At 62.5% G+C, this 26,580-nt stretch carries 26 protein-coding genes; 17 read left to right on the forward strand and 9 right to left on the reverse strand.

Features of this window, described 5'->3' with window-relative positions; genetic code table 11:
* Positions 1 to 65 precede the first annotated feature (65 nt).
* The 3 genes from lspA to ABT24_RS02700 all read right to left on the reverse strand — a co-directional run bounded on the left by lspA (position 66) and on the right by ABT24_RS02700 (position 4,595).
* On the reverse strand, positions 66 to 593 hold the full coding sequence (gene lspA / locus ABT24_RS02690) for a signal peptidase II (RefSeq protein ID WP_013122992.1): 528 nt from the start codon (positions 591 to 593) through the stop codon (positions 66 to 68).
* Positions 594 to 605: 12 nt separating this feature from the next.
* Positions 606 to 3,485, reverse strand: a complete 2,880-nt coding sequence (gene ileS, locus ABT24_RS02695) for an isoleucine--tRNA ligase (RefSeq protein WP_276728681.1) — start codon at positions 3,483 to 3,485, stop codon at positions 606 to 608.
* Positions 3,486 to 3,623: 138 nt separating this feature from the next.
* Positions 3,624 to 4,595: a bifunctional riboflavin kinase/FAD synthetase gene (locus ABT24_RS02700; RefSeq protein WP_276728678.1), complete on the reverse strand. Its 972-nt coding sequence runs from the start codon at positions 4,593 to 4,595 to the stop codon at positions 3,624 to 3,626.
* On the opposite strand from ABT24_RS02700, the gene ABT24_RS02705 reads away from it, so the two are divergent.
* From ABT24_RS02705 to ABT24_RS02715, 3 genes are all read left to right on the forward strand, one after another.
* Entirely contained in the window at positions 4,572 to 4,793 is a 222-nt protein-coding gene (locus tag ABT24_RS02705; protein WP_276728700.1) for a hypothetical protein, read from the forward strand. The two genes, ABT24_RS02700 and ABT24_RS02705, sit on opposite strands and share 24 nt — an antisense overlap.
* A 164-nt stretch (positions 4,794 to 4,957) precedes the next feature.
* Positions 4,958 to 5,161 (forward strand): cold-shock protein, encoded by a 204-nt coding sequence (locus ABT24_RS02710; RefSeq protein ID WP_013105664.1) that lies wholly within the window; start codon positions 4,958 to 4,960, stop codon positions 5,159 to 5,161.
* 105 nt (positions 5,162 to 5,266) lie between these two features.
* A complete protein-coding gene (locus ABT24_RS02715; protein WP_276728676.1) occupies positions 5,267 to 5,806 on the forward strand; it encodes a DedA family protein in 540 nt (179 codons plus the stop codon).
* A gap of 12 nt (positions 5,807 to 5,818) precedes the next feature.
* On the opposite strand, the gene ABT24_RS02720 is transcribed toward ABT24_RS02715, so the two are convergent.
* The 4 genes from ABT24_RS02720 to ABT24_RS02735 all read right to left on the reverse strand — a co-directional run bounded on the left by ABT24_RS02720 (position 5,819) and on the right by ABT24_RS02735 (position 9,325).
* Positions 5,819 to 7,048 carry a tryptophan--tRNA ligase gene (locus ABT24_RS02720; protein WP_276728673.1) on the reverse strand — a complete coding sequence of 410 codons (1,230 nt, stop codon included), beginning with the start codon at positions 7,046 to 7,048 and terminating at the stop codon, positions 5,819 to 5,821.
* 28 nt (positions 7,049 to 7,076) lie between these two features.
* The gene (locus ABT24_RS02725; RefSeq protein WP_013105667.1) at positions 7,077 to 7,736 is read right to left on the reverse strand and encodes a site-2 protease family protein; all 660 of its coding nucleotides are present in this window, start codon (positions 7,734 to 7,736) and stop codon (positions 7,077 to 7,079) included.
* 90 nt (positions 7,737 to 7,826) lie between these two features.
* Positions 7,827 to 8,462 carry an L-threonylcarbamoyladenylate synthase gene (locus tag ABT24_RS02730; RefSeq protein WP_013105668.1) on the reverse strand — a complete coding sequence of 212 codons (636 nt, stop codon included), beginning with the start codon at positions 8,460 to 8,462 and terminating at the stop codon, positions 7,827 to 7,829.
* Positions 8,463 to 8,473: 11 nt separating this feature from the next.
* Positions 8,474 to 9,325, reverse strand: coding sequence for a 3',5'-nucleoside bisphosphate phosphatase (locus ABT24_RS02735; RefSeq protein WP_276728670.1), 852 nt, complete (start codon positions 9,323 to 9,325; stop codon positions 8,474 to 8,476).
* A gap of 38 nt (positions 9,326 to 9,363) precedes the next feature.
* Here ABT24_RS02735 and ABT24_RS02740 point away from each other — a divergent pair, with 38 nt between their 5' ends.
* Together ABT24_RS02740 and plsY are read left to right on the forward strand one after the other, a co-directional pair.
* Positions 9,364 to 9,852, forward strand: coding sequence for an aminoacyl-tRNA deacylase (locus ABT24_RS02740; RefSeq protein WP_276728667.1), 489 nt, complete (start codon positions 9,364 to 9,366; stop codon positions 9,850 to 9,852).
* An 11-nt stretch (positions 9,853 to 9,863) separates the two neighbouring features.
* Positions 9,864 to 10,496: a glycerol-3-phosphate 1-O-acyltransferase PlsY gene (plsY, locus tag ABT24_RS02745; protein ID WP_276728664.1), complete on the forward strand. Its 633-nt coding sequence runs from the start codon at positions 9,864 to 9,866 to the stop codon at positions 10,494 to 10,496.
* Between the two features lie 18 nt (positions 10,497 to 10,514).
* On the opposite strand, the gene ABT24_RS02750 is transcribed toward plsY, so the two are convergent.
* Together ABT24_RS02750 and ABT24_RS02755 are read right to left on the reverse strand one after the other, a co-directional pair.
* Positions 10,515 to 11,195, reverse strand: a complete 681-nt coding sequence (locus tag ABT24_RS02750) for a retropepsin-like aspartic protease family protein (protein ID WP_276728662.1) — start codon at positions 11,193 to 11,195, stop codon at positions 10,515 to 10,517.
* Positions 11,196 to 11,201: 6 nt separating this feature from the next.
* The gene (locus ABT24_RS02755; protein ID WP_276708506.1) at positions 11,202 to 11,687 is read right to left on the reverse strand and encodes a YajQ family cyclic di-GMP-binding protein; all 486 of its coding nucleotides are present in this window, start codon (positions 11,685 to 11,687) and stop codon (positions 11,202 to 11,204) included.
* A 43-nt stretch (positions 11,688 to 11,730) separates the two neighbouring features.
* Between ABT24_RS02755 and murB the strand changes: the two genes are divergently transcribed.
* From murB to ABT24_RS02815, 12 genes are all read left to right on the forward strand, one after another.
* Entirely contained in the window at positions 11,731 to 12,756 is a 1,026-nt protein-coding gene (gene murB / locus ABT24_RS02760; RefSeq protein WP_276728659.1) for a UDP-N-acetylmuramate dehydrogenase, read from the forward strand.
* Complete coding sequence (locus ABT24_RS02765) at positions 12,756 to 13,094, forward strand: DUF4282 domain-containing protein (protein WP_013123004.1); 339 nt, start codon at positions 12,756 to 12,758, stop codon at positions 13,092 to 13,094. Before murB ends, ABT24_RS02765 begins: the two co-directional genes overlap by 1 nt.
* Positions 13,095 to 13,109: 15 nt before the next feature.
* The gene (gene def / locus ABT24_RS02770) at positions 13,110 to 13,643 is read left to right on the forward strand and encodes a peptide deformylase (RefSeq protein ID WP_276728656.1); all 534 of its coding nucleotides are present in this window, start codon (positions 13,110 to 13,112) and stop codon (positions 13,641 to 13,643) included.
* A 278-nt stretch (positions 13,644 to 13,921) separates the two neighbouring features.
* A complete protein-coding gene (locus ABT24_RS02775) occupies positions 13,922 to 16,774 on the forward strand; it encodes a 2-oxoglutarate dehydrogenase E1 component (protein ID WP_013123007.1) in 2,853 nt (950 codons plus the stop codon).
* Between the two features lie 132 nt (positions 16,775 to 16,906).
* Positions 16,907 to 18,217, forward strand: a complete 1,311-nt coding sequence (odhB, locus tag ABT24_RS02780; RefSeq protein WP_276728653.1) for a 2-oxoglutarate dehydrogenase complex dihydrolipoyllysine-residue succinyltransferase — start codon at positions 16,907 to 16,909, stop codon at positions 18,215 to 18,217.
* Between the two features lie 73 nt (positions 18,218 to 18,290).
* On the forward strand, positions 18,291 to 19,724 hold the full coding sequence (gene lpdA / locus ABT24_RS02785; protein WP_276728650.1) for a dihydrolipoyl dehydrogenase: 1,434 nt from the start codon (positions 18,291 to 18,293) through the stop codon (positions 19,722 to 19,724).
* Between the two features lie 10 nt (positions 19,725 to 19,734).
* Entirely contained in the window at positions 19,735 to 20,832 is a 1,098-nt protein-coding gene (gene zapE, locus ABT24_RS02790; RefSeq protein WP_276728648.1) for a cell division protein ZapE, read from the forward strand.
* Positions 20,829 to 21,548, forward strand: coding sequence for a hypothetical protein (locus ABT24_RS02795; protein WP_276728646.1), 720 nt, complete (start codon positions 20,829 to 20,831; stop codon positions 21,546 to 21,548). The genes zapE and ABT24_RS02795 overlap by 4 nt, the downstream gene beginning before the upstream one ends.
* Before the next feature lie 66 nt (positions 21,549 to 21,614).
* Entirely contained in the window at positions 21,615 to 22,901 is a 1,287-nt protein-coding gene (locus ABT24_RS02800; protein ID WP_276728643.1) for a mechanosensitive ion channel family protein, read from the forward strand.
* Between the two features lie 72 nt (positions 22,902 to 22,973).
* The gene (locus ABT24_RS02805; protein WP_276728640.1) at positions 22,974 to 24,617 is read left to right on the forward strand and encodes an acyl-CoA synthetase; all 1,644 of its coding nucleotides are present in this window, start codon (positions 22,974 to 22,976) and stop codon (positions 24,615 to 24,617) included.
* Between the two features lie 193 nt (positions 24,618 to 24,810).
* Complete coding sequence (locus ABT24_RS02810) at positions 24,811 to 25,560, forward strand: electron transfer flavoprotein subunit beta/FixA family protein (protein ID WP_276728637.1); 750 nt, start codon at positions 24,811 to 24,813, stop codon at positions 25,558 to 25,560.
* A gap of 51 nt (positions 25,561 to 25,611) precedes the next feature.
* Positions 25,612 to 26,544: an electron transfer flavoprotein subunit alpha/FixB family protein gene (locus ABT24_RS02815; RefSeq protein ID WP_276728634.1), complete on the forward strand. Its 933-nt coding sequence runs from the start codon at positions 25,612 to 25,614 to the stop codon at positions 26,542 to 26,544.
* Positions 26,545 to 26,580: the final 36 nt, after the last annotated feature.

Below are 26,580 nucleotides of genomic sequence, written 5' to 3' on the forward strand. Positions count from 1 at the left end.
GCTCGATTGTGGCGTCATCATGGCGATGTCAGCTCAAAAACCGGGTAATTCGAGGTGCCCAAACGTCAAGACCGGTGCTGGCGAGCGCGTCGGAGTTCGTCCACGATCAGCAGCATGGCGCCGATGAAAATCGCCGAGTCGGCCAGATTGAACGCGGGCCAGTGCCACTGCTGGCCGTTGAGGGTGATGTAAAAGTCGAGGAAGTCGGTCACCTTGCCCCACAGCACGCGGTCGATCACATTGCCTAAGGCTCCGCCGAGTATGCACGCCAGCGCCAGATTGAACAAAGGCTTTCCCCGGTTGCGGAACATCAGCCAGAGGATGAACAGCGAAGCGGCGAGGCTCAGCGCGGTGAAAAACCAGCGCTGCCAGCCCGGCGCACTGGCGAGAAACGAGAACGCCGCTCCGGGGTTGTGGATATAGACTAGATTGAAAAAACCGGTCACCGGATGGCTGCTGTCGAGCGGCAGGTCTTGCCGTACCCACCATTTGGTGAACTGGTCGGCGGCAATGATCGCCAGCGAGACCAGCAGCCAGGGCCAGACCCGGCCGCGCCGGGCGGTGAAGGAGCTGTCAGACAGTGCAGAGGGCATGGGCGGGGGGTCTCAGGCGAGATGGCGCGGTTCGCCCGCGCCGAAAAGGTTGCTCACGCAGCGTCCGCACAGACCGGGATGCGCCGGATCGGCATCGACATCTTCGCGCCAGTGCCAGCAGCGTTCGCATTTGGGTTGCTTTGTGGGCGTCACCACGATGCGCAGTTCTCCATCGCTCGGATGCAGGCTGGCGCGCGAGGTGATGAGCACAAAGCGAAGATCGTCGCCCAAGCGCTCGAGCAGGGCGTGCTCGGCCGACGGGGCGTAAATATCGACTTCGGCCTGCAGCGAGGCGCCGATTTTGCCTTGCTCGCGCAAGGCCTCGATTTCCTTGTTGGTCGCTTCTCGTATGGCACGAATACGCGCCCACTGATCGAGTAGCAAGGCGCTGTCGGTCTGCTCGGGCCACTGCCAATAGGTCTCGACAAAAATGCTCTCGCTCTTGCCGATCAGCGCCCAAGCCTCTTCAGCGGTGAAGCTGAGGAAGGGCGCCATCCAGCGCAGCATGCCTTGGGTGATTTGCCACAGGGCGGTCTGGGCGCTGCGTCGGGCAAGGCTGTCGGGCGCGGTGGTGTAGAGGCGGTCTTTCAGGGCATCGAGATAGAACGCGCCCAGGTCTTCGGAGCAGTAGACCTGCAGCTTGGCCACCACCGGGTGGAACTCGTATTGCTCGTAATGCGCCAGGATGACCGATTGCAGACTCTGAGCGTGGGCCAGCGCCCAGCGGTCGAGTTCGAACATCTGGCTCAGCGGTACGGCATGCCGGGCGGGATCGAAGTCGCTGGTATTGGCCAGCAGAAACCGCAGCGTATTGCGGATGCGGCGATAACCATCGACCACGCGGGCGAGGATTTTGTCGTCGCCCGCAATGTCGCCGGAATAGTCGGAGGCGGCTACCCAAAGGCGGATGATCTCCGCGCCCAGCTTGTTGCAGGTCTGCAATGGATCGATGCCATTGCCCAGCGACTTGCTCATCTTGCGGCCCTGGCTGTCCACGGTGAAGCCGTGGGTCAACAGCCCTTTGTAGGGCGCGCGGCCGTACATGGCGCACGAGGTGAGCAGCGAGGAATGAAACCAGCCGCGGTGTTGGTCATGGCCTTCCAGATAGAGATCGGCCTGCGGGCCTTCGGCATGCCCCGCGCCTGCATGACTGCCCATGAGCACGGTGGTGTGCGTGGTGCCCGAGTCGAACCAGACTTCGAGGATGTCAGCGCTTTTGCTGTAATGCGCCGCGTCGTCTGCGCAACCCACGCGGCCGAGGATGTCGGTGGCGCTGGCCTTGCTCCAGGCCTCGATGCCGCCATGCTCCACCATCTCGGCAGCGACATCGAGGATGTCCATGGTGCGCGGGTGCAGTTCGCCGCTGTCTTTGTGCAGAAAAAACGGGATCGGCACGCCCCAGCTCCGCTGGCGGCTGATACACCAGTCCGGCCGGTTGGCGATCATGTCGTGCAGGCGCGCCTTGCCGTTTTCGGGATAAAAACTGGTGTGCTCAATGGCCTCGAGCGCCATCTGCCGCAGCGTCTTCGGCGCCTTGTCCTTGGTGAACACGCCTTCGCCTTCGTCCATGCGGATGAACCACTGCGCCGCCGCGCGATAGATCACCGGCACCTTGTGGCGCCAGCAGTGCGGGTAGCTGTGGGTGATGCTGTAGGTGGCCATCAGCCGATCAGCCTGACGCAGGGTATCGATGATGTGAGGCACTGCCTTCCAGATGTTCTGCCCGCCGAACAGCGGAAAGTCGGGCGCGTAGCTGCCGTCGCCCTGCACCGGGTTGAGGATGTCCTCATAGGCCATGCCATGCGCAACGCAGGAGTTGAAGTCGTCGACGCCGTAAGCGGGTGAGGAATGCACGATGCCGGTACCGTCGTCGGCGGTGGCGTAGTCGGCCAGATAGACCGGCGACAGTCGGCGGTAACCCGCATCCACCTCGTAGAGCGGGTGGCGGAACTCCAGCCCGCCCAGCGCCTTGCCGGGCGCGGTGGCCACGATCGCGCCCTCAATCTCATAACGCTTCAGGCAGGGGTCGACCAGGCTAGCGGCCAGCACCAGGTAGCCGCGCGGCGTATCGACCAGGGCGTATTCGATTTCCGGGTTGAGATTGAGCGCCTGATTGGCGGGAATCGTCCAGGCGGTCGTCGTCCAGATGACGGCGAAGGCGGGCTTGGCGGCATCGGGCAGCGCGGGCAGGCCAAAAGCCGCAGCGAGTGCCACGCGATCATTCGACTCAAAGGCGACATCGAGCGTCTGCGATTTTTTGTCGGCATATTCGATCTCGAATTCAGCCAGCGATGAACCGCAGTCAAAACACCAGTACACCGGCTTGAGGCCACGATAGACAAAGCCGCGCTCGATCACCCGTTTGAAAGCGCGAATCTCCGCCGCCTCGTTGACGAAATCCATGGTGCGATAGGGATGATCCCAGTCGCCCAGCACGCCCAGTCGCTTGAAATCCGTCCTTTGCTGGTCGATCTGCGCCGTGGCATAGGCGCGGCTCTTGGCCTGCATCTCGTCGCGCGGCAGGCAGCGGCCAAACTGCTTTTCGATGGCGTTTTCGATCGGCAGACCGTGACAGTCCCAACCGGGAATGTAAGCCGCATCAAAGCCGCTCAGCTGACGTGCCTTGACGATCATGTCCTTCAGAATCTTGTTGACCGCATGCCCCATGTGAATCTGGCCGTTGGCATACGGCGGGCCGTCGTGCAGCACGAATTTCGGCGCCCCGGAGCGCGCCAGGCGCAGCCTCTGGTAGAGACCGTTTTCGTTCCAGTCCCTGATCCATTGCGGTTCGCGCTTGGGCAGGTCACCGCGCATGGGGAAGGGGGTGTCTGGCAGATTCAGCGTGGCCCGGTAATCGGGTTTTTCGGCTGCGGAGGAGTCGGCGTGATCCATGGAATTGCAGTGCTGTGCTGGAGCCCCGAGCAAAGGGTCCAATGAGAAGAAGTGAGCGAGGAAAAAGTGAACCGCGATATCACCCGAAGCAACCGATCGTCAAAGCTGGGCGAGTCGGGTGCCTGAGAGCGAGCGCCGTCAAATTCGATCGCGGGTGGTTTGTCGGGCGAGCTGAGCAAACCAGGCGCGCGCCTGATCGCTATCGTTCTGAATCGCCGCGATCAGTTGAGTCAGGTCGGGGTAATGCGCTTCGTCGCGCAGTTTGTGCAGGAGTTCCACCCGGATGAGTTTACCGTAGGCCTCTGCCTGCCAATCGAACACATGCGTTTCCAGCAACACCCGCCCGTCGGTCTCGACGGCCGGGCGCGTTCCCAGGCTCGCCACGGCGGGCAGGGGCGCCAACTCCAGCCCGTGCACCCGGGCGACGAAAACACCGCCAAGCGCGGGGCGGGCGCGATCAAAACGCAGATTCAACGTAGGAAATCCCAGCTTGCGGCCAAGTTTGGCCCCGTGCAACACATGCCCTGAAATGGCATAGGGGCGACCCAGCAAAACCTGCGCGGTCTCCATGTCACCCGCCTGCAGCGCTTGCCGCACAGCCGAACTCGAGATTCGCAACGCGGTTTCCGTGACCACAGGCATCTGACGTGCTTCGCCGCCAAGGTTGCGCATCAAGGTATCGAGCTGGGCGAAATCTCCCGCGCGCCTGGCGCCAAAGCGAAAATCATCGCCGACCAGAACGAATTGCGCCTTGAGGCCCTGCCACACGATCTGCGCCACAAACTCCTCTGGAGATAACGCGGCGATGCGGGGATCGAAACGCAGCACGACAACTTGCTGCACTCCGGCTTCACGCAAGGCGCACAACTTGTCGCGCAAGGTCGAAATATGGCTGGGTGCGGAGTCAGGGTGCCCCTGGAGTGTTGCAAAAAAATCACGCGGGTGCGGCTCGAAGGTCAGCACCGTCGGCACCAGGCCACGCGACCGGGCGACTTGCACCAACTGGTGCAACATGGCGAGATGCCCCCGGTGCACCCCATCGAAATTACCGATGGTCAACGCCGTTTGCGAGGCCAATGATCGGTGATGAATTCCTCTAAAAACATGCATAAAAACAATTTGTTAGAGTGTTATTTTGAGAGATTTTTTGAGCTGCTGCAGCAATCAAAAAATTTTAAGGGTGCGCTCCAATCTGATGCGCGCGTCGGCGCATCGCTGCGACCTTGCCTGCCTGAAAAACGCCTATTGTCCGCCTTATCCAACACCGCGCCTTTTGCAGGAGTGCACAGAGGGTTTGCCCTGCGCTGAATTGTCGCGCGCGCTGGTTTTTTGCGTGTATAGTTAGCGCGCAGTCGAAACAAGAGCCAAGGTTCTCATTTGCTTGAGAGTTGGCTTGTGGCGGTTTCACAGTAGTGATTTGCCGGGCTTGTTGAAGATTTGCACTTATCTATATTTTCTTTAAAGGTTGATTCATGGCTACCGGTACTGTGAAATGGTTTAACGAGTCCAAGGGCTTCGGCTTCATCAAGCCTGATGAAGGCGGCGAAGATCTGTTCGCGCATTTTTCTGAAATTCAGGCCAAAGGTTTCCGCACTCTGCAGGAAAACCAGCGCGTCGAATTCACGGTGAAGGCTGGCCCGAAAGGTCCCCAGGCTTCTGCCATTCGCCCCATCTAATTAGATAGGGTGGCTGCGTCCTGATCAAAAGTCAGGGCGTTGCAAAATCAACCGGCCACTGGCCGGTTTTTTTGTGCGCCAACTATCCCGATAGATCTGTAACCCATGGTCGAGGATTTCGTTCGACATTACGGCTATGCCGCAGTGGCTTTAGGTGCCCTTGCCGAGGGAGAGACCGTACTGCTGCTTGCGGGGTATGGGGCCCACCGTGGCTGGCTGGAGTGGCCTTGGGTTGTTTTGGTGGCTGCACTGGCAGCTACTCTGGGGGATCAGTTTTTTTTCTTTCTGGGGCGTTGGTTTGGGCCGCAGTTGGTCCAGCGTTTCTCCGGTTTGGAAAAAAACCTGCCCCGCGTTCAGCGCTTGCTGCATCGCGGGGCGCCCTGGGCGATTGTCAGCGTGCGTTTTCTCTATGGTTTGCGCATCGCCGGTCCTGTGCTGATCGGCATGGCGGGCGTAGCACCCTGGCGATTTGTGCTTTACAACGCCATAGGCGCCGCCTTGTGGGCGCCGCTGGTCACAGGGCTGGGATGGTTTTTCGGCGCAGGCGTGGCGGAGTTGGCGTCTCGTTTGCAATGGGCCGAGGAAATCCTGCTGGCTATCGCCATCGTCGTCGTGTTGATCGTCTGGCGTCTGTGGAAACGCTGACAACGCGCATCTTCAAATCTTTAGGCCCATCGCGTCTCGGACGGCGTGCATAGTTTGTTGTGCCGTGGCGCGCGCCTTGTCGCTGCCGTGCGCCAGGATGTCGTGCACCAGCGCGGGGTTGTCGAGGTAGGGCTGGGCCCGCTCGAACATGGGTTGCTGTTCACGCAGGATGGCATCGATGACGGGCTGCTTGCACTCCAGGCAGCCGATGCCCGCCGTGGTACAGCCGCGTTGCACCCAGTCGCGGGTGGCGTCGTCGGTGTAGGCCAGGTGGAATTGCCAGACGGGGCAGCGTTCGGGCGTGCCGGGATCGGTGCGCTTGACGCGAGCGGGATCGGTGGGCATACGTTTGATTTTGTGCTCGACGCTCGCGCGCTCCTCCCGGATGGAGATGGAATTGCCGTAGCTCTTGGACATCTTGCGGCCATCCAACCCTGGCAGCTTGGACTCAGGGGTCAGCAGCGCTTCGGGTTCGCGCAGGATTTGCCTGCGACCACCGCTGAGTTGCGCTCGCAAGGCGTCTTTTTCTGCACGCGACAGTTTGCTGGCGGCGATCAGTTCGCGAGCCTGTTCGCGTTTTTCGGTCAGCCCCTCCTGATCGGCGGCACGACGCAGGGTAGCGAGTTGTGCGCGAACGTCCTCGGGCAATTTGGCCGCCGCGGCTCGCGCCTGCGCCTCAACCGCAGGGTCTTTGCCATAGAGGTTGTTGAAACGGCGCGCGATTTCACGGCTCATCTCGATGTGCGGCACCTGATCAGCCCCGACGGGCACATAACGCGCCAGATAAATGAGGATGTCTGCGGCCTGCAGCAGCGGGTAGCCGAGAAAGCCGTAGGTGGTCAGGTCTTTGTCCTTCAGATTGGCGATCTGATCTTTGTATGTGGGCACACGCTCCAGCCAGGACAAAGGGGTGCCCATACCCAGCAGCAGAAACAGCTCGGCGTGCTCCAGCACCCGGCTTTGCACGAATAAGGTGGCTTTGTTCGGATCGACGCCAGCGGCCAGCCAGTCGATCACCATCTCGGTGGTGTGCGCGTGGATGGTTTCCGGCGTTTCGTAATGGGTGGTCAGCGCGTGCCAGTCGGCGACGAAAAAGTAGCAGTCGTGCGCGTTTTGCAGCTGTGCCCAGTTTTTCAAGGCGCCGTGGTAATGCCCCAGGTGCAGCGCACCCGTGGGGCGCATGCCGGACAAAACGCGATCATCGGCGCCCGTTGCGCCATCGGCCTGTGCAGGGAGAGTCATAAGGAAAGAGTCGGAGGAGAAAAGAGGCTCAGAGGAGCATCTGAAAGGGGCTGAGCAGAACCTTGAGAACTTGCATGGATAGTGCCATGAGCGGGCTGAGCCAGAAGTTGGTGACGATGCCGGTGAGCACCAGCGCCATCACAATGAAAAAGCCGTAGGGTTCGACCCTTGAGACGGCGATGGCTTGTCGCACCGGCAGCAGCCCCACCAGAATGCGGCCGCCATCGAGTGGCGGCAGCGGAAACAGGTTGAACACGAACATCACCAGATTCACCAGAATACCGGCCTGGGCGACATCGTAAAAATAGACCTCGTTGACGGCGAAGGCGTGCAGGCCGACGAGCAGCAGGCCCCAGAGAAAAGCCTGAAAAAAGTTGGAAGCCGGGCCGGCGAGCGCGACCCAGATCATGTCGCTCTTGGGGTTGCGCAGTCGCCCGAAATTCACTGGGACCGGCTTGGCGTAGCCAAAGAGAAATGCCCCGGAGGTGGCGAAATAGAGAATGAGAGGCACGAGGATGGTGCCGATCGGATCGATGTGCCGCACCGGATTGAGCGATACGCGGCCCATCATGTAGGCGGTGTTATCGCCGAAGTAGCGCGCCGCATAGCCGTGCGCCGCTTCGTGCAGGGTGATGGCAAAGAGCACCGGCAGGGCGTAGACGGTGACAGCCTGTATGAGTTGATCCATGCGGGAATTGTAGGAAGGGCGTTGTGTCAGGGCGGGCCAGGGGCGGCTTGACCCGCCCTGCACCAAGGATGAAGAGCTTGATTGCAGGGTTTACTGCAGGGCCGGGAGGCCGAGCGCATCGAGCGGGCCGCGGCCGATGCGAATGACCACGGGCTCTGCGCCGCACAGATCGACCACGGTGGTGGGCTCGCTGGGGCAGGGCCCGGCGTCGAGCACCAGATCGACTTGATGCTCGAGCTGGTCGCGAATGTCGGCGGCGTCGTTCAGCGCGTGTTCGTCTCCGGGCAGAATCAAGGTGGTGGCGAGCAGGGGTTGGGCCATTTCCACCAGCAGGGTGTGGGCCACGGCGTTTTGCGGCACCCGCACGCCGATCGTCTTGCGCGAGGGGTGCGACACCCGGCGTGGCACTTCCTTGGTGGCTTCGAGAATGAAGGTGTAGGGCCCGGGCGTGCAGGCGCGGATGAGACGGTATTGCCGGTTGTCCACGCGGGCATAGTTGCCCAGCTCGGACAGATCGCTGCACAGCAGGGTGAGGTGATGCCGCTCATCCACCTGGCGGATTTGCCGCAGGCGTTGCACGGCGGCTTTGTCGTCGAGATGGCAGACCAGGGCATAAGACGAGTCGGTCGGAATCGCCGCCACGCCACCACTGTGCAGCACGGCGGCGGCTTGCTTGATCAGCCGAAGCTGCGGGTTGTCGGGGTGCAGGTTGAAGTATTGCGCCATGGTGGAGGGGTTCAATGCAGCAGATCCCAGACGGGAGCGAGGTCGGCGGGCAGGGGGGCGAGACGCCCGAGGTCGCAGATGCTTTCTCCTGGGCTGTGAAAATCGGAGCCGCGCGAGGCGTAGAAGCCGAATTCCAGCGCGAGCTTGGCGTATTTGCGGGCCTGCGCTGCGGTATGGCTGCCGGTCACCACCTCAATGCCCTGACCGCCCAGAGACTTGAAGCGTTCCAGCAGGGCCCATTCTTCGGTTTCGGTGAAGCGGTAGCGCCCGGGATGAGCGATCACGGTGATTCCCCCGGCGGCGCGAACCCAGCTCAAGGCCTCGTCGAGGCGGGCCCATTCGTGTTCGACATAGCCGGGCTTGCCCGGCGTGAGATAGCGGCTGAACACTTCATGGGTCTGACGGCACACGCCGAGTTCCACCAGCAAGCGGGCAAAGTGCGTGCGCGACATCAGCGCCGGGTTACCCGCATAGCGCAGCGCGCCGGCGTACACGTCGGACAGACCCAGATGCTTTTCAAGATCGGCCGCCATGTCTCTTGCGCGTTGGTCGCGACCGGCGCGAATCTGTTGCAGGCCGCCTTGCAAGACCGGATGAGAATCGTCGAAATTCAGCGCCACGATGTGCACGGTCTGCGCGGCAAAAGATACCGAAATTTCCACCCCAGTTACAAAACGCAGACCCAGTGCCTCGGCGTTTTGCCGCGCCTCGGTCAAGCCGCCGAGTTCATCGTGATCGGTGAGCGCCCAGAGATCGACCCCATTCGCATGGGCCCGCTGCGCCAGGGCGGCAGGCGCCAGTGTGCCGTCTGAAACCGTGGAATGACAGTGCAGATCGGGGTTGCGCGCAGAAGAAGCAGACATGATGCCGCATTGTAGGGAGGACGTCTAAACTGCGCCCGATGGGCAAATCTTCTCGACATATCAGCCTGACCCCGGCCACGCAATGGCTGCGCGCGCAAGGCGTGGCCTACACCGAGCATGTGTATGACTACGTCGATCATGGCGGAGCCGCCTGGGGCGCGCAGAGCTTGGGGCTGCCGGTGCATGCGGTGATCAAAACCCTGGTGATGCAAGACGATGCATCGCAACCGCTGGTCGTGCTCATGCATGGCGACCGGGAGGTCTCGACCAAGCAGTTGGCTCGGGCAATCGGTGCGCGGCAGGTTGAGCCCTGCAAGCCAGAGGTGGCGCAGCGGCACAGCGGGTATCTGGTTGGCGGAACGTCGCCATTTGGTCTGCGCAAGGCCATGCCGATTTATGGCGAGCAATCGGTGCGAATGCTGGAGCGGATTTACATCAATGGCGGGCGGCGCGGCTATTTGCTGGGGCTCTCCCCCGACGTGCTCGACGCGGTTTTGCAGGTGTGCTGGGTGAACTGCGTTCAATAGAATCAGAAAGCATGAATACATCGAACGTTGTGGCCCTGATTTTCGCCGGGCTGGCCTATCTGTTGGGATCGCTGTCGTTCGCCGTCTTGGTTAGCCGCGTCATGGGCATGGCCGATCCGCGCACCTACGGTTCGGGCAACCCGGGTGCCACCAATGTGCTGCGCAGCGGCAACAAGCTCGCCGCCATCCTGACCTTACTGCTCGATGCCTTCAAAGGCTGGCTGGCGGTCTGGCTGGCCCTGGTGATCGGCCCTGGCTTCGGGCTTGGCGCGCCGGGTGTGGCCTTGGTGGCTGTGGCCGTGTTTCTGGGGCATCTCTACCCTGTGTTTTTCCATTTCAAGGGCGGCAAAGGCGTGGCGACTGCTGCGGGCGTGTTGCTGGCCGTCCAGCCCTGGCTGGGGCTGGCTACGCTGGCGACCTGGCTGATCGTGGCCGGGTTTTTTCGCTACTCCTCTTTAGCGGCGTTGGTGGCTGCGGTGTTCGCACCGTTTTATTACTGGTTTGGCGGCGGGCTGGCCTGGAACGCCGACCCCGCGCTGCTGCTTGCTCTGGTGATCATCAGCGCGCTGCTGATCTGGCGGCACAAAGGCAATATCGGCAAGCTGATGCGCGGCGAAGAAAGCCGCATCGGGCGGAAGAAATAAAAACTGCGCGCCCCTCACTCAATATCGAGGGCTCAGGGTCATGTGGTCGCCGTCGTGCTGCATATTGACCCGCTGCAGGAAGCTCATGCCGAGCAGGGCGTAGGGCATTGGGGTGTTGATCACCACGGCGGGTACGTTGTGCAGCTCGATATGGCCCACGCGCACTTTGTCGAGATCAATCAAGGTTGCAGGGATGGTGCCATTGGCGGTGTTGACGGCCGAGGCTCGCCCATTCTGCAGATTGATTCCCAGCCGCTGGGCTTGTTCTCGGCTGAGGGTGATGCGGGTGGCCCCCGTGTCCACCATCATGCGCAACAGTTCGCCGTTGATGCGGCACTCTGTCACGAACTGTCCGTTCGACCTCGCAAACAGAACGGTGCGCTGTGCGGCCGTCGCCCCCACGCTCAGCGGCGCGGCGCCCAGACCCAGTTGCATTTTCTGCCCGCTGACTTCCACCGTGGCCTGTTGGTCCGAGAGGGCCAACAGTTTCACGCCTTGCACCGTCTGACCGATGCGCAGCGTGCGCGGCGCGCCCCCATCGATCACCAGCAGCGCCTGATCGCCAAATTTTCCGGCCAGACCCACGCTTGCCGCCGCAAAGGCCGGGTTGCCGCCCAGCGCAAAGACCGTGCAGGCTAAGACCCAGCGGGCAGCGCGCGCAGCAGACCAAGGGCGCAGCAGCCTGGCGGATTTGCTCACGCCAGCTCAGTCCCGAAAATTGTTGAATGACAGCGGCGCTTCCTCGATGTCTTTGCGCAGCACCGCCATGGCTGCCTGCAGGTCATCGCGCTTGGCCCCGGTGATGCGCACGATGTCGCCCTGAATCGCGGAGGTCAGTTTGAGCTTGGAGCCCTTGATCGCTGCGGTGATCTTTTTCGCCAGCTCCTGCGGAATGCCGGCCTTCACAGTGATGACCTGTTTGACCTTGTCTCCGGAAATTTTTTCGATTTTCCCGAGGTCGAAAAAGCGTGGGTCGATCTTGCGCTTGGCGGCCTTGGCCATGAGCACATCGCGCACCTGCCCGAGCTGAAAGTCGCTGTCGGCCGTCAGCGTGAGCGCCTTGTCGTTCTGCTCGACCTGGGCCGAGCTGCCCTTGAAATCAAAGCGGGTGGCGATTTCCTTCGCCGCTTGATCGCAGGCGTTGCGCACTTCGACTAGATCGGGTTCGAGAACAGCATCGAAAGAGGGCATAAGTGAACCTTGAAGATAATGGATGTTTGATCTGTGGGATTCTATGAGCCTGGAACTCGAAACCGATGTGCCCCTGCGCGCATTCAACACCTTTGGCATCGAAGCCACCGCGCGGCGTTTGGTGCGGGTGCGCAGTGCGCGCGATGTTCGTCTGGTGGTCGATCATCCCGAATGGGGGCGTTCGCCCAAATTCATTCTGGGCGGCGGAAGCAACGTGCTGTTCACCCGCGACATTGACGATGCGGTGGTGGTGAAGACGGAAATTCGTGGCCTACGCGTGCTTGAAGACGACGCCCGTTCCACCCTGATCGAAGTGGGCGCAGGCGAGTCCTGGCATGACGTGGTGATCTGGGCGCTGGAGCAGGGCTTTGCCGGGCTGGAGAATCTCGCCCTCATTCCCGGCACGGCGGGGGCGGCGCCGGTGCAGAACATCGGCGCGTACGGCTTGGAGTTGTCCGACCGGCTGGAGTCGGTCGATGTGGTCGACTTCGTCACCGGCCGCAGCGCCACCTTGCCTGCGGCACATTGTCGGCTGGGCTACCGCGACAGCATTTTCAAACGCGAACTCGCGGGTAAGTCGCTTATCACCGCGATTCGCCTGCGTCTGCCCAAGCCCTGGACGCCTGTGGCGGGGTATGCGGATGTGGCGCGGTGGTTGCAGCGCGAGCACATCTCCGATCCATCGCCCCACGACGTGTTCAAGGCCGTGTGCGCCATCCGAACCAGCAAATTGCCGGATCCGGCCCAGCTGGGCAACGCTGGGAGTTTTTTCAAGAACCCGGTGGTCAACCGCACCATCCGCAATGAAATTCTGGAAGAACATCCCGACATCGTCAGCTACCCGCTGGACGACGGCACCTACAAACTCGCCGCAGCGTGGATGATCGCCGCCTGCGGCTGGAAAGGAAAAACGCTGGGCAACGCGGGGGTGCATGAGCAGCAGCCCCTCGTTCTGGTCAATCGCGGCGGGGCTACCGGCGCCAACGTGCTGGAACTGGCGCGCGCGGTGCAAGACAGCGTCGAGCAGAAATTCGGCCTTCGCCTCGAGCCCGAGCCGGTCATTCTGTGATGCAGACGATCGTCGATTTTTTCGCCTTCCGCACTTTTGTCAGCCTGGATGTGCTGCGCGTGGTTTACGCGCTGGGCGCCATCGGCATGCCGATGCTGGCCTGGGCGTTCTGGCTGTGGCTCGATCGTTTCGCGCTGTGGCGGTCGATGCGCGGCGTGTCAGCATCAGCGGTTCGCCGGGTCGTTCCCAAGCGTTGGCGCGTGATCTCTGTTTTGTTGTTTCTGCTGTGTTTTTTCTGCATGGAACTCATGTGGCGCATGATGTTTGAATTCATCATCGCCTATCTGCAGATGCACGAGGCCTTGCAACTGCTGTCACAACGCGCGGGCCTGCGCTGACTGGAGAAATAGCCGATGACACTCCACACCATTTTGCGCATGGGCGACCCCCGGCTGCTGCGCGTCGCCAAACCGGTGGTCAAGGTGGACACGCCCGAACTTCACGCCCTGATCGCCGATCTGTTCGAGACCATGCAGGCGGCCGGTGGGGTTGGCCTTGCCGCGCCGCAGATCGGGGTTGACCTGGCCGTGGTGATTTTCGGTTTCAGCCAAAGCGCCCGTTACCCGGAGGCGCCTGCTGTGCCGCAGACCGTCCTCATCAACCCGGAAATTTCAGTGCTCGACGATGCCGAGGAAGGGGGCTGGGAAGGCTGCTTATCGGTGCCCGGCCTGCGCGGCTGGGTGCCGCGCTTTCGCCGGATTCGCTACCGCGGCATGGATGCCTATGGCAACCCCATCGACCGCGAGGCCGAAGGCTTCCATGCCCGCGTCGTGCAGCATGAGTGCGATCATCTGATCGGCAAACTCTACCCCATGCGCATCCGCGATTTCAGCCGGTTCGGTTTTACCGACGAGTTGTTTCCCGGGCAGGACATCGCGGACGACTGATGGCGGTTTCCAAAGACCCAACTGAATGGATTTGCAAGCCCGAGCGATTCCGGGGAAATTCACCCGGGATGCCGCCAACCACGCCAAGCAGCGACGCTCTGCAGAAACGCTCACTTACATCCCTGCTTTGCGTTGCATCAAAACTGCGTGCTAGAGTGTTGCCAGACTCGTTTGAGTCCAGGCCCTTCTAAAGCCGCAATCCGCCAATCGGGCAGCCCGAGCCGCGGAAGGATGTTTTCCCACTGAGCGCCGGGGTGCCCGGCAGACTGTGAGCGCATATGTTGATGCAGAAATTCAAAGCCAATTCCTATCTCTTCGGCGGCAATGCCCCGTATGTCGAAGAGATGTACGAGAGCTATCTCTCCAATCCTGGTTCTGTTCCCGACCATTGGCGCGAATACTTCGATGCGCTGCAACATGTGCCCGCGCTCGACGGCAGCAATGCGCGCGACGTCCCGCATGCCCCGGTGGTGTCGGCCTTTGCCGAGCGCGCCAAATCCGGCCCGATCCGCACCTTGCAGGCAGTGGCCGATGGTGAACTGGCGCGTAAACGGGTTGCCGCGCAGCAACTGATCGCCGCCTACCGCAATGTGGGAGTGCGTTGGGCCGATCTCGACCCGCTCAAGCGCACAGAGCGACCGAATATTCCGGATCTGGAGCCGTCGTTCTATGGCTTTACCGATGCCGATCTGGAAACTGTGTTCAACGTCAGCAACACCTTTTTCGATCGCGAAAATCTGTCGCTGCGTGAACTGCTCAACAACCTGCATGAAACCTACTGCGGCTCACTGGGCGCCGAGTTCATGTACCTCAGCGATCAGGACCAGAAACGCTGGTGGCAACAGCGGCTGGAATCCACCCGCACGCGCCCGGATGTCGATGCCGAGGCGAAAAAACATTTGCTCGAACGACTGACCGCTGCTGAAGGTCTGGAGCGTTATCTGGCGACCAAATATGTCGGCCAGAAGCGCTTTTCGCTCGAAGGCGGCGAGAGTTTTATCGTCGCCATGGATACCCTGGTTCAGCGCGCGGGCGCGCTGGGCATTCAGGAAGTGGTCATCGGCATGGCGCACCGCGGCCGCCTCAATGTGCTGGTCAACACCCTGGGCAAACGGCCGCAGGACTTGTTCGACGAGTTCGAGGGCAAACATGCAGATGACTTGCCGTCCGGTGACGTGAAGTATCACCAGGGCTTTTCCAGCGATGTGTCCACGCCCGGCGGCCCGGTGCATCTGAGCCTGGCGTTCAACCCGTCGCATCTGGAAATCGTCAATCCGGTGATCGAAGGCTCCACCCGGGCGCGGCTGGATCGGCGCGGCGACGCGCTCGGTGAAACGGTGTTGCCGGTGCTGGTGCATGGCGACGCGTCGTTTGCCGGGCAGGGCGTGGTGATGGAAACCCTGGCGCTGGCGCAGACTCGCGGCTACACCACGGGCGGCACGGTGCACATTGTCATCAACAACCAGATCGGCTTCACCACCTCCGATCCGCGTGATGCGCGCTCCACGCTGTATTGCACCGATGTGGCGAAAATGATCGAGGCGCCCATCCTGCATGTGAATGGCGACGATCCTGAGAGCGTGGCCTTTGCGACCAGTCTGGCGCTCGACTATCGCAAGCAGTTCCATCACGACGTGGTGGTGGACATTGTTTGTTTCCGCAAACTGGGCCACAACGAGCAGGACACCCCCGCCGTCACCCAGCCGCTGATGTACAAGAAAATCGCGGCGCATCCGGGCGCGCGTAAGGTCTATGCAGACCGTTTGGTGAGCCAAGGGGTGATTGCCGCGGCGGATGCCGATCAGTTGGTGCACGAATTCCGCGCCGAAATGGAGTCGGGCATCAGCCTGGAGCCGGTGCTCACCAACTACAAGAGCAAGTACGCGGTCGATTGGTCGCCCTACCTCAACCGCCGCTGGACCGACAGCGCCGACACGGCCCTGCCGATGACCGAGCTCAAGCGGCTGGCCGAGCGCATCACCACCGTGCCGGAGAATTTCAAGCTTCACCCCTTGGTCGAAAAAGTGATTGCCGATCGCGCCAAGATGGGCCGCGGCGAACTGCCGCTGGACTGGGGCATGGGCGAGCACATGGCCTTCGCCTCGCTGGTGGCCAATGGCTTTCCGGTGCGACTGTCGGGCGAAGACAGCGGTCGCGGCACATTCAGCCATCGCCACTCGGTGCTGCACGACCAAAGCCGCGAAAAGTGGGACGTCGGCACCTACATCCCGCTGCAGAACGTCGCCGAAGGGCAGGCGCCGTTCACCGTGATCGACTCCATTCTGTCGGAAGAGGCTGTGCTGGGTTTCGAGTACGGCTACTCCACCGCCGACCCCCGCACCCTGGTGATCTGGGAGGCGCAGTTCGGCGACTTCGCCAATGGCGCGCAGGTGCTGATCGACCAGTTCATCTCGGCTGGCGAAGTGAAGTGGGGCCGCGCCTGCGGCCTGACGCTGATGCTGCCGCACGGCTACGAAGGGCAGGGACCGGAGCACTCTTCGGCGCGCCTGGAGCGCTATCTGCAGCTTTGCGCCGAAACCAATATGCAGGTCTGCCAGCCGACCAACCCGTCGCAGATTTTTCATCTACTGCGGCGGCAGATGCTGCGGCCCTTCCGCAAGCCGCTGATCATCATGACGCCCAAGTCGCTGCTGCGGCACCCGCATGCCAAGTCGCCGCTATCCGATCTGGCGAACAGCCGTTTCGAGGTGGTCTTGCCTGAGGTGGAAGAACTTCAGGCCGATAAAGTCAAGCGCATCGTGGCCTGCTCCGGGCGGGTGTATTACGACCTGCTGGCGGCGCGCGCCGAGCGCAAGATCGACGATGTGGCCATCATTCGTCTTGAGCAGCTCTATCCCTTCCCGCACAAGGCCTTTGCGGCTGAAGTCAAACGCTACCCCAATGCGCGCGACATCGTGTGGTGCCAGGATGAGCCGCAGAATCAGGGCGCATGGTTCTTCGTACAGCATCACATCCACGAAAACATGCTCGAAGGGCAGAAGCTCGGTTACGCCGGGCGGCCTGCCTCCGCATCGACCGCGGTGGGTTATTACGCCAAACATGCCGAACAGCAAAAAGAGCTTCTGAGCGCGGCCTTCGGCAAGCTCAAAGGCTATGTGCTGACGCGCTGATTGATGACGGGCGGCGCGCGTACCGGCCGCCCTGAAACCCCACAAAAAATCTTCTAACACCGTTCACTGGCCGCGCAGTTCCCGCAGTTTCCTTCCTTTCTCGCGGCCGCCTTAAAAATACCGGACTCCATCATGGCGCTGATCGACATCAAAGTTCCCCAACTCTCCGAATCCGTGGCTGAAGCCACTCTGCTGACCTGGAAAAAAAAGCCCGGCGAACCCGTGGCGCAGGATGAAATCCTGATTGAAATCGAGACCGACAAAGTGGTGCTCGAAGTGCCCGCTCCCGAAGCCGGGGTGATGGCGCAGATCCTCAAGAACGACGGCGAATCGGTGACCAGCGACGAAGTCATCGCCAAGATCGACACTGAAGCCAAGCCGCAGACCAGCCCTTTGCCCGTGGCGCCAGTCAAGGCGGCTGAACCGGCTGCTTCGGCGCAGGCTGCGGTTGCATCTGCAGTTGCGCCTGCGGCGCCCTCCGCAGGCGCGGCGGTGGCTATGCCGGCTGCGGCGAAGATCATGGCCGAGCAGGGCGTGAATCCGTCAGATGTGGCGGGCACCGGGCGCGGCGGCCGCATCACCAAGGGCGATGCCTTGCAGGCCGCGGCAGCGCCCAAACCGCCGACCGTTCCAGCCCCAACGCCCGCGCCGAAACCGGCGACCGCTGCGGCCGCAATGCCCTCGCTCACCATCCCCGCGTTGCAGCCGGTGGAGGCCGATCTCGATCTCGCCGCCTACACCGACCGGCCCGAACAGCGCGTGCCGATGAGCCGCCTGCGCGCGCGCATCGCCGAACGGCTGCTGCAGTCGCAGGCCACCAACGCCATCCTCACCACCTTCAACGAAGTGAACATGAAGCCGGTGATCGACATGCGCAATCTGTACAAAGACAAGTTCGAGAAGCAGCACGGCGTGAAGCTGGGTTTCATGAGCTTTTTCGTGCGCGCCGCGGTGCATGCGCTGCGCAAGTTCCCGCTGCTCAACGCCTCGATCGACGGCAATGACATCGTCTATCACGGCTACTTCGACATCGGCATCGCCGTGGGCAGTCCGCGCGGGCTGGTGGTGCCCATTCTGCGCAATGCCGATCAGATGAGTTTTGCCGACATCGAAAAAGCCATCGCCGATTTTGGCGCCAAGGCGCGTGACGGCAAGCTGACCATCGAGGAACTCACCGGCGGCACCTTCTCCATCAGCAACGGCGGGGTGTTCGGCTCGATGCTGTCCACGCCCATCATCAACCCGCCGCAGTCGGCCATTCTGGGCATCCACGCCACCAAAGACCGACCCGTGGTCGAAGACGGTCAGATCGTGATTCGCCCAATGAACTACCTGGCAATGAGCTACGACCATCGCCTGATCGACGGCCGCGAAGCGGTGCTCGGCCTGGTGGCGATGAAAGAGGCGCTCGAAGACCCGGCGCGTCTGCTGCTCGATCTTTGATCCGGGCGCCAAGCCAAGGCTTCATCCGCTTATTCGCCTCGACGCGCCGCGTGCGCGCAACCAGGAAACCATCATGTCTTCGGAATTTGATCTCATCGTCATCGGCGCTGGCCCTGGCGGCTATATCGCGGCCATCCGCGCCGCTCAACTGGGCCTGAACGTGGCCTGCATCGATGCCTGGCGAAATGCCCAGGGCGGCCCGGCGCCTGGCGGCACCTGCACCAATATCGGCTGCATTCCCTCCAAGGCGCTGTTGCAGTCGAGCGAGCATTTCGAGCAGGCCGGGCACGATTTCGCCGCGCATGGCATTGGCGTGAGCGGCCTGTCCATCGATGTACCCGTCATGCAGCAGCGCAAGGCCCAAGTGGTCAAGCAAAACAACGAGGGCATTCTCTATCTGTTCAAGAAGAACAAGGTCACGTTTTTCCACGGCACAGCCGCGCTCAAAGGCGGCAACGCCGACGCCGGCTGGCAGGTCGCGGTGACGGGCAAGGACGCCGAGCAGGTGTTGTCGGCCAAGCAGATCATCGTGGCGACTGGCTCGGTGCCGCGCAGTCTGCCCGGTCTGGACTTCGATGAGCAGCGCGTGCTGTCCAACGACGGCGCGCTGGCCATCGACGCCGTGCCCAAGACGCTGGGCGTGATCGGCGCCGGGGTGATCGGGCTGGAGATGGGCAGCGTGTGGCGCCGCCTCGGTGCGCAAGTCACCCTGCTCGAAGCCATGCCCGACTTTCTCTCCGCCGCCGATGCGCAGATCGCCAAAGAGGCGCTCAAGCAGTTCACCAAACAGGGGCTGGCGATCCATCTAGGCGCGAAGATCACGGCGACCAAGGTGCTGAAAAACGGGGTGACCGTCGAGTGGACCAACGCCAAAGGCGAAGCACAGACGCTCAAGGTCGAGCGGCTCATCGTCTCCGTCGGTCGCAAGCCGAATACCGACTCGCTCGGTGCACAAACTATCGGCCTGCGACTCGACGAGCGCGGCTTCATTCAGGTAGACGCCGACTGCCGCACCAACCTGCCGGGCATCTGGGCGGTGGGCGACGTGGTGCGTGGCCCCATGCTGGCGCACAAGGCCGAGGAAGAAGGCGTGGCCGTGGCCGAGCGCATTGCCGGGCAGAAGCCGCACGTCGATTTCAACACCGTGCCGTGGGTGATTTACACCGCGCCCGAAATCGCCTGGGTCGGGCAGACCGAGCAGCAGCTCAAGGCCGCAGGCCGCGCTTACAAGGCGGGAAGTTTTCCCTTCATGGCCAATGGCCGTGCCCGTGCCCTGGGCGACACCACCGGATTCGTCAAAATGCTGGCCGATGCGCAGACGGATGAAATTCTCGGCGTGCACATCATCGGCCCGATGGCCTCAGAGCTGATCGCCGAGGCTGCCGTGGCGATGGAATTCAAGGCCGCCAGCGAAGACATCGCCCGCATCTGCCACGCGCACCCCACGCTGTCGGAGAGCCTGAAGGAAGCGGCGCTGGGCGTTGCTGGTCGCACGCTGAACTTCTGAACGGCAGCGCATGAATGTCACCGAGTATTTCGAGCAATCCCTGAGTGAGAGAGGCTTTACCGCGGATGCCGCCCAGCGCGCGGGTGTGGCCCGTCTGCAGCAGTGTTACGACGAATGGGTCGAGTACAAGTCGCGCCGGTCGAGCGCCATTCGCCGAGCCCTGGTGCATCCCGAATTGCCACGCGGGGTTTACCTCTACGGCGGCGTGGGGCGGGGCAAGTCGATGCTGATGGATGCGTTTTTTGTCACCGTGCCGCTGCTGCGCAAAACGCGGCTGCACTTCCACGAGTTCATGCACGAGGTGCAGCGCGAAATGGCCGCATTGCAGGGCACGGTCGATCCGCTGACCGAGCTTTCCAAACGCATTGCGCGGCGCTTCAGGCTGATCTGCTTCGACGAGTTTCACATCAGCGATGTGACCGACGCCATGATCCTGCATCGCCTGCTCGACGGGCTGTTCGATCATGGGGTGCAAATGGTTGCCACCTCCAACTTTCATCCCGACGATCTTTATCCTGATGGTCTGCACCGCGATCGCATACTGCCCGCCATCGAACTCATCAAACAAAAAATGGATGTGGTCAAAATCGATGCCGGTGTGGACTATCGCCACAAAGCCCTGCGCGAACTCAACCTCTACATCACCCCGCTGGGAGACGAGGCGCAAGCCCGCATGGAACAGGCCTTCGAGCGCATGGCTTCCAGCACCGAAGAAGACCCGGTGCTGACCATCGAAGGCCGCGAAGTGCAGGCGCTGCAACGCGCCGGCGGCGTGGTGTGGTTCAGCTTTCACGAACTCTGCGAAACCCCGCGTTCGCAAAACGACTACCTCGAACTCGCCAGCCGCTTTCACACTGTGCTGCTGTCCGACGTGCCGCTGATGACCGAAGACATGGCCAGCGCCGCGCGTCGCTTCACCCTGCTGGTGGACGTGCTGTACGACCGCCGCATCAAACTGATTCTCTCTGCCGCCGTGCCGCCCGAGCAGCTCTATGTGCACGGGCCGCTCGACTATGAATTCACCCGCACCGTTTCCCGCCTGAACGAAATGCAGAGCGCCGAATATTTGCGCGAGGGGCGGCGCCAGGGCGAGGCCACGCTGGTATGAACGTCTTCCAAAAGGTTTTCCCAGTCGGGTGGGTGCTGATGGCTTGCCTAGGTTCGAGCGCTGCCCTGGCGGCGGCGCAACCCACCCCGGCTCAAGACGCTGCGCGACAAGTGGCCTTGCAGCAGCAGCGCGCGCAGGTGCAGGCGGAGTACGCGGCGCAGCGCGGCGCCTGTCTGCGGCGCTTTTTCGTCAACGACTGCCTCGACGCGGCACGCGAGAAGGAGCGCGCCGCACTGGCCCCCATCGACACCGATCTGCAGGCCATCGCTCTGCGCGGCCGCCTGCGTGCTGCCGAAGACGAACTCCGCCGGGTGCAGGCGAATAGGGCCGCCTCACAGCGCGGACAGCCCGACCGCGCACAAGCCGAGCAGCAGAGCGCGGCGCGCGAAGCCGACCTTGCACAGCGACAGCAGCAGGCCGCCCGACAAGCAGCCCAAAACACAGCACATTCCGCCGCACAGGCCGCTGCAGCGCCGCCGAAGACGCCTGCCACCGCCGCTGCGCCCGTGCCCACGCCTGCGGGGCGCCTGTTTCCGGCCCCAGCGCCGCAAAGCCAGATGAGCCCGGCGCAGCGCGCGGCGGAGGTCAAGCAGGCGGAGGCCGACTTCGCCGCCAAGCAAAAGGCCTACGCCGAGAAGCAGGCCGAGCAGGCGCGCCAGAATGCCGCCAAGCCGTCGGCAGCGCCGTTGCCGGTGCCGCCACCCAGCGCACCGTAGAAGAGCACGCGGGTGCGGCGGGCTACCATGCCCGCCTGTTCATTCGGGCCATTCGGGCTTTTGCGCATGTTGATCGAATCTCCTCTTATCGCGGCGTTCACCCACCAATCCCCAGAGCAACTGCGGCTGCAGATCGGCATTCTGCTGGGCGTTGTGGCGCTGGGTGTGCTGCTGGGCACGGCGCTTGAAAAGCAGGTGCGCAAGCTGCCCAACTGGAAGACGGCGTTTCGCGCGACCTGGCGCTACGGCCTGGGATTTCCTGCGGTGGCTTTGCTGGCGCTGGTTCTGGTGCGGCATGGCTCGCATCTGCTGCTCAAACTGCCGCTGCTCAAACTGGCGCTGCCGGTGCTGGCGGTGCTGCTGCTGGTACGTCTGGCCGGCTCCGTCGCAAGGCAACGGTTTTCCAAGGATGGCGGCGTGCACTATCTGGTGCGGGTGGTCAGTATCGGCCTGTGGGTGACGCTGGCGCTGCATCTGGCGGGTGTGCTGCCTGAAATTCGCGAAGCGCTCGATGCGCTGTCGATCTCCCTGGGTAGTCAGCGCCTTTCCGGCTGGACCTTGCTCAAGGGCGCGGCGTCCATCGCCGTCACGCTGCTGCTGGCGCTGTGGGTTTCTTCGCTGCTGGAATCGCGGCTGATGCGCTCGCCGCTGGACGCCAGCCTGCGTCTGGTGTTCACCCGGCTGCTGCGGTCGGTGGTGCTGTTGGTGGCCATCCTCACCGCCTTGCAGATGGTGGGCATCGATCTCACCGTGCTCAGCGTGTTCGGAGGTGCCTTGGGCGTCGGCCTCGGTCTGGGTTTGCAGAAAATCGCAGCCAACTACGTCTCGGGCTTTGTCATTCTGCTCGAGCGCAGTCTGCGTGTGGGCGACAACGTGCGAGTGGAGACTTTTCAGGGCCAGATCATCGACATCAAGACCCGTTACACCCTGGTGCGCAGTGCCGGGGGCACGGACTCCATCGTGCCCAACGAAATGCTGATCGCCAACCGCATCGAAAACCTCTCGTATAACGACCCCAACGTCTGGCTCTCGACCACGGTCGGCGTGTCTTACGACACCGATATTGAAAAGGCGCTGGTGCTGATCAAAGAGGCGGCGCAGTCCGTGCCGCGCGTCTTGCAAAGCCCCGGCCCGAGCGCGGTGCTCGATGCGTTTGGCGAAAGCGCCATCAACATCACCGTGGGCTACTGGATTGCCGACCCGGAACACGGCACACTGGGCGTGCGCGGCCAGGTCAATCTCGCCATCTGGCATGCGCTCAAACAAAACGGGATCGAGATTCCGTTTCCGCAGCGGGTTTTGCAGTGGGCGCCGGGCAAGGAGCCAGCCGCGCAGGCTGCAGAGCGCCAATAGCGAGCGCAAGCTCCCACGCAAGGTCTGCGAAAGGCGTCTGCTGCAGCATGTTGTCGAGACAAGGAGACCGATATGCAAGACGCTGACCTCACCCCCAATCGCGCCAACCACGCGCCGCTCACGCCGCTGATCTTTCTGGATCATGCCGCCGACCTTTATCCGCAGCGCTTGGCCGTCCTTCACGGCAGCCTGCAGCGCAACTGGGCGCAGACGCGCGAGCGTTGCCGACGGCTGGCATCGGCCCTGGTGCGACGGGGCCTGCAGCGCGGGGATGTGGTGGCGGTCATGCTGCCCAATGTGCCGACCATGGTGGAAGCGCATTTCGGCGTGCCCATGGCCGGGCTGGTGCTCAACACCCTCAACACCCGGCTCGACGCCGAGGCGCTGGCGTACATGCTGCTGCACGGCGGCGCCAAGGCCGTGCTGGTCGACCCCGAACTGGCGGCCGTGATGCAGCGGGCCGTGGCGCTCGCGGTGGAGCAGGGTCTGGCGCCGCCGCTGGTGATCGACGTGCCCGATCCGGAGTTCGTGCCCAGCGGCCAAGGCATCGGCATGCTGAATTATGAGGCGCTGCTCGCAGAAGGTCTGGCGAGCGAGGCGTTGCCCGATGTGGCCGACGAGTGGGATTCGATCTCCTTGAATTACACCTCCGGCACGACCGGCAAACCCAAGGGCGTGGTGTACTCCCATCGCGGCGCGTATGTGAATGCGGTGTCCAATATTCTCGAATGGGACATGCCCAAGCACCCGGTCTATCTGTGGACTCTGCCCATGTTTCATTGCAACGGCTGGTGCTTTCCGTGGACGGTGGCCGCGCGGGCCGGGGTCAACGTCTGTCTGCGCAAGGTCGAGGCGCAGGCCATTTTCGATCGCATCCGAAGCGCGGGTGTAACGCATTACTGCGGCGCCCCGATCGTCCACAATCTGCTGGTCAATGCACCCGCCGAGATGAAAGCCGGCATTCACCATGCGGTGCGGGCCATGGTGGCCGGCGCCGCGCCACCCGCGGCGCTGATCGAGGGGCTCGAAGCCATGGGCTTCGATCTGACTCACACCTACGGCCTCACCGAGGTGTATGGCCCGGCGACGGTTTGCGCCAAGCAGGAGTCCTGGACTGAGCTGCCGCTGCCCGAGCGCGCGCGTTTGAATGCGCGGCAGGGCGTGCGTTATCACCTGCAGAATGCCGCGACCGTGCGGAACTCAGACACCCTGGAAGAAGTGCCGCACGATGGGCAAACCCTGGGCGAAATCATGTTTCGCGGCAACATCATGATGAAAGGCTATCTGGGCAACCCCGAGGCGACCGAGCAGGCTTTTCATGGCGGCTGGTTTCACAGCGGCGACCTCGCCGTGGTCGATCCCGATGGCTACATCAAGATCAAGGATCGCAGCAAGGACGTCATTATTTCGGGCGGGGAAAACATCTCCAGCATCGAAGTCGAAGACGTGCTTTACCGCCATCCCGCTGTGCTGGTGGCCGCCGTGGTGGCCATGCCCGATCCGAAATGGGGCGAGAGTCCCTGCGCGTTTGTCGAACTCAAGCAAGGCCGAACGGCGACCGAAGAAGAAATCATCGCGTTCTGCAAAGCTCACCTCGCAGGCTTCAAAACGCCGCGCAAAGTGGTGTTTGGCGAGGTGCCCAAAACGTCCACCGGCAAGATTCAGAAATACGCCTTGCGCGCGCAGGCGCATTCCCGCGAAGCGATTGATCTGTAGAAATCCGATTTGAAAGCGGCCCTTCCTGATTCCGCCAAAGGTAATGGGCCCTTTGCGCGGGGCTTGATTTGCGGCCGCGTCCGTCGTTACACTGCCAAAAACGAACGGTCGTTCTATTATGGGTCGGTCAGTCCGTTCAGGTCAGGGCGCTGCCTATACTGACCCACACAACAAACCCTACTGGAGCAATTGCATGAAAGTGCTGGTCGCGGTCAAGCGCGTGGTGGATTACAACGTCAAGGTGCGGGTCAAGTCGGATGGCAGCGGCATCGATACCGCCGGTGTGAAGATGAGCATGAACCCGTTTGACGAAATCGCCGTGGAAGAAGCGGTGCGGCTCAAGGAAAAGGGCGCGGCGACCGAAATCGTCGCGGTGAGTTGTGGTGTAGCCGCCTGCGGCGAGACCCTGCGCACCGCCATGGCGATCGGCGCCGACCGGGGCGTGCTGGTGGAAAGCGAGGCTGAGTTGCAGCCCCTGGCCGTGGCCAAGCTGCTCAAGGCTGTGGTCGAGAAAGAGGGGGCGCAGTTGGTCATTCTGGGCAAGCAGGCCATCGATGACGATTCCAACCAGACCGGGCAGATGCTGGCCGCTTTGCTGGGCTGGTCGCAGGCTACCTTTGCGTCCAAGGTCGAACTCGACGGCACGCAGGCGAAAGTTACCCGCGAGGTGGATGGCGGACTGGAGACGATCGCGGTCAAGCTGCCCGCCGTCATCACCACCGACCTGCGGCTCAACGAGCCGCGCTACGTCACTCTGCCCAACATCATGAAGGCGAAGAAAAAGCCGATTGATACCCTCAAGCCGGAAGAACTGGGCGTGGATGTGAGCCCGCGACTCAAAACGCTGAAGGTTGCCGAGCCGCCCAAGCGCGGCGCGGGCGTGAAGGTGCCGGATGTCGGCACGCTGGTCGACCGTCTGAAGACCGAGGCCAAGGTCATCTGACCTGCCTTCCCTGAGCGGCTTTTCGCAAGCAACCCATTCGAGGATTTTTCCATGACCGCACTCGTCATTGCCGAACACGACAACCAGGTTCTCAAACCCTCCACCCTCAACACCATTGCCGCCGCGCTGCTGTGCGATCCGCAAGTGCATGTGCTCGTTGCCGGACAAAACTGCGCAGCGGTTGCCCAGGCGGCCGCGCAGGCTGTTGGCGTGGGCAAGGTGTTGTGCGCCGACGCGCCGCAACTCGCCGCGGGCCTGGCGGAAGCCAGCGCTGCGCAAGTGCTGGCTTTGGCGCCGTCCTACAGCCACATCCTGGCGCCGGCCACGGCCTTCGGCAAAAACATCGCCCCGCGCGTGGCGGCCCTGCTTGATGTAGCGCAGGTTTCCGACATCATTCATGTGCACAGCCCCGATACTTTCGATCGCCCCATCTACGCTGGCAACGCCATTGCCACGGTGCAAAGCAGCGACAAGATCAAGGTCATCACCGTGCGCACCACGGGCTTCGACCCGGTGGCCGCGACCGGCGGCACGGCGGAAGTGAGCAGCGTTGACGCCGTGGCCGATGCCGGGCTGTCCAGTCTGGTCGGACGCGAAACCACCAAGAGCGAGCGGCCGGAACTCACCGCGGCGAAGATCATCGTCTCCGGCGGGCGCGGCCTGGGCAGCAAGGAAAACTTCGAGGCCGTGATGACCCCGCTGGCCGACAAACTCGGTGCCGCCATGGGCGCCAGCCGCGCGGCGGTCGATGCGGGCTATGCCCCCAACGACTGGCAGGTGGGGCAAACCGGCAAGATCGTCGCGCCGCAACTCTATGTGGCCGTGGGCATATCCGGCGCCATCCAGCATCTGGCCGGTATGAAAGACAGCAAGGTCATCGTCGCCATCAACAAAGACGAAGAAGCGCCGATCTTCGGTGTGGCCGATTACGGTTTGGTGGCCGATTTGTTCACTGCCGTGCCGGAAATGGTCAAGCAGATTTGAGGCTTAAACCCCGCCCGTTCACAACGTGTTGACACC

The sequence above is a fragment of the Thiomonas sp. SCN 64-16 genome (assembly GCF_001725585.1).
GTDB classification, from domain to species: domain Bacteria; phylum Pseudomonadota; class Gammaproteobacteria; order Burkholderiales; family Burkholderiaceae_C; genus Thiomonas; species Thiomonas arsenitoxydans.

Bases quoted from the DNA above. Each gene is read 5' to 3' on its own strand.
- lspA (WP_013122992.1), bottom strand. From the start codon at position 593: ATGCCCTCTGCACTGTCTGACAGCTCCTTCACCGCCCGGCGCGGCCGG.
- ileS (WP_276728681.1), bottom strand. From the start codon at position 3,485: ATGGATCACGCCGACTCCTCCGCAGCCGAAAAACCCGATTACCGGGCC.
- ABT24_RS02705 (WP_276728700.1), top strand. From the start codon at position 4,572: ATGAATTCCTCTAAAAACATGCATAAAAACAATTTGTTAGAGTGTTAT.
- ABT24_RS02700 (WP_276728678.1), bottom strand. From the start codon at position 4,595: ATGCATGTTTTTAGAGGAATTCATCACCGATCATTGGCCTCGCAAACG.
- ABT24_RS02710 (WP_013105664.1), top strand. From the start codon at position 4,958: ATGGCTACCGGTACTGTGAAATGGTTTAACGAGTCCAAGGGCTTCGGC.
- ABT24_RS02715 (WP_276728676.1), top strand. From the start codon at position 5,267: ATGGTCGAGGATTTCGTTCGACATTACGGCTATGCCGCAGTGGCTTTA.
- ABT24_RS02720 (WP_276728673.1), bottom strand. From the start codon at position 7,048: ATGACTCTCCCTGCACAGGCCGATGGCGCAACGGGCGCCGATGATCGC.
- ABT24_RS02725 (WP_013105667.1), bottom strand. From the start codon at position 7,736: ATGGATCAACTCATACAGGCTGTCACCGTCTACGCCCTGCCGGTGCTC.
- ABT24_RS02730 (WP_013105668.1), bottom strand. From the start codon at position 8,462: ATGGCGCAATACTTCAACCTGCACCCCGACAACCCGCAGCTTCGGCTG.
- ABT24_RS02735 (WP_276728670.1), bottom strand. From the start codon at position 9,325: ATGTCTGCTTCTTCTGCGCGCAACCCCGATCTGCACTGTCATTCCACG.
- ABT24_RS02740 (WP_276728667.1), top strand. From the start codon at position 9,364: ATGGGCAAATCTTCTCGACATATCAGCCTGACCCCGGCCACGCAATGG.
- plsY (WP_276728664.1), top strand. From the start codon at position 9,864: ATGAATACATCGAACGTTGTGGCCCTGATTTTCGCCGGGCTGGCCTAT.
- ABT24_RS02755 (WP_276708506.1), bottom strand. From the start codon at position 11,687: ATGCCCTCTTTCGATGCTGTTCTCGAACCCGATCTAGTCGAAGTGCGC.
- murB (WP_276728659.1), top strand. From the start codon at position 11,731: ATGAGCCTGGAACTCGAAACCGATGTGCCCCTGCGCGCATTCAACACC.
- ABT24_RS02765 (WP_013123004.1), top strand. From the start codon at position 12,756: ATGCAGACGATCGTCGATTTTTTCGCCTTCCGCACTTTTGTCAGCCTG.
- def (WP_276728656.1), top strand. From the start codon at position 13,110: ATGACACTCCACACCATTTTGCGCATGGGCGACCCCCGGCTGCTGCGC.
- ABT24_RS02775 (WP_013123007.1), top strand. From the start codon at position 13,922: ATGTTGATGCAGAAATTCAAAGCCAATTCCTATCTCTTCGGCGGCAAT.
- odhB (WP_276728653.1), top strand. From the start codon at position 16,907: ATGGCGCTGATCGACATCAAAGTTCCCCAACTCTCCGAATCCGTGGCT.
- lpdA (WP_276728650.1), top strand. From the start codon at position 18,291: ATGTCTTCGGAATTTGATCTCATCGTCATCGGCGCTGGCCCTGGCGGC.
- zapE (WP_276728648.1), top strand. From the start codon at position 19,735: ATGAATGTCACCGAGTATTTCGAGCAATCCCTGAGTGAGAGAGGCTTT.
- ABT24_RS02795 (WP_276728646.1), top strand. From the start codon at position 20,829: ATGAACGTCTTCCAAAAGGTTTTCCCAGTCGGGTGGGTGCTGATGGCT.
- ABT24_RS02800 (WP_276728643.1), top strand. From the start codon at position 21,615: ATGTTGATCGAATCTCCTCTTATCGCGGCGTTCACCCACCAATCCCCA.
- ABT24_RS02805 (WP_276728640.1), top strand. From the start codon at position 22,974: ATGCAAGACGCTGACCTCACCCCCAATCGCGCCAACCACGCGCCGCTC.
- ABT24_RS02810 (WP_276728637.1), top strand. From the start codon at position 24,811: ATGAAAGTGCTGGTCGCGGTCAAGCGCGTGGTGGATTACAACGTCAAG.
- ABT24_RS02815 (WP_276728634.1), top strand. From the start codon at position 25,612: ATGACCGCACTCGTCATTGCCGAACACGACAACCAGGTTCTCAAACCC.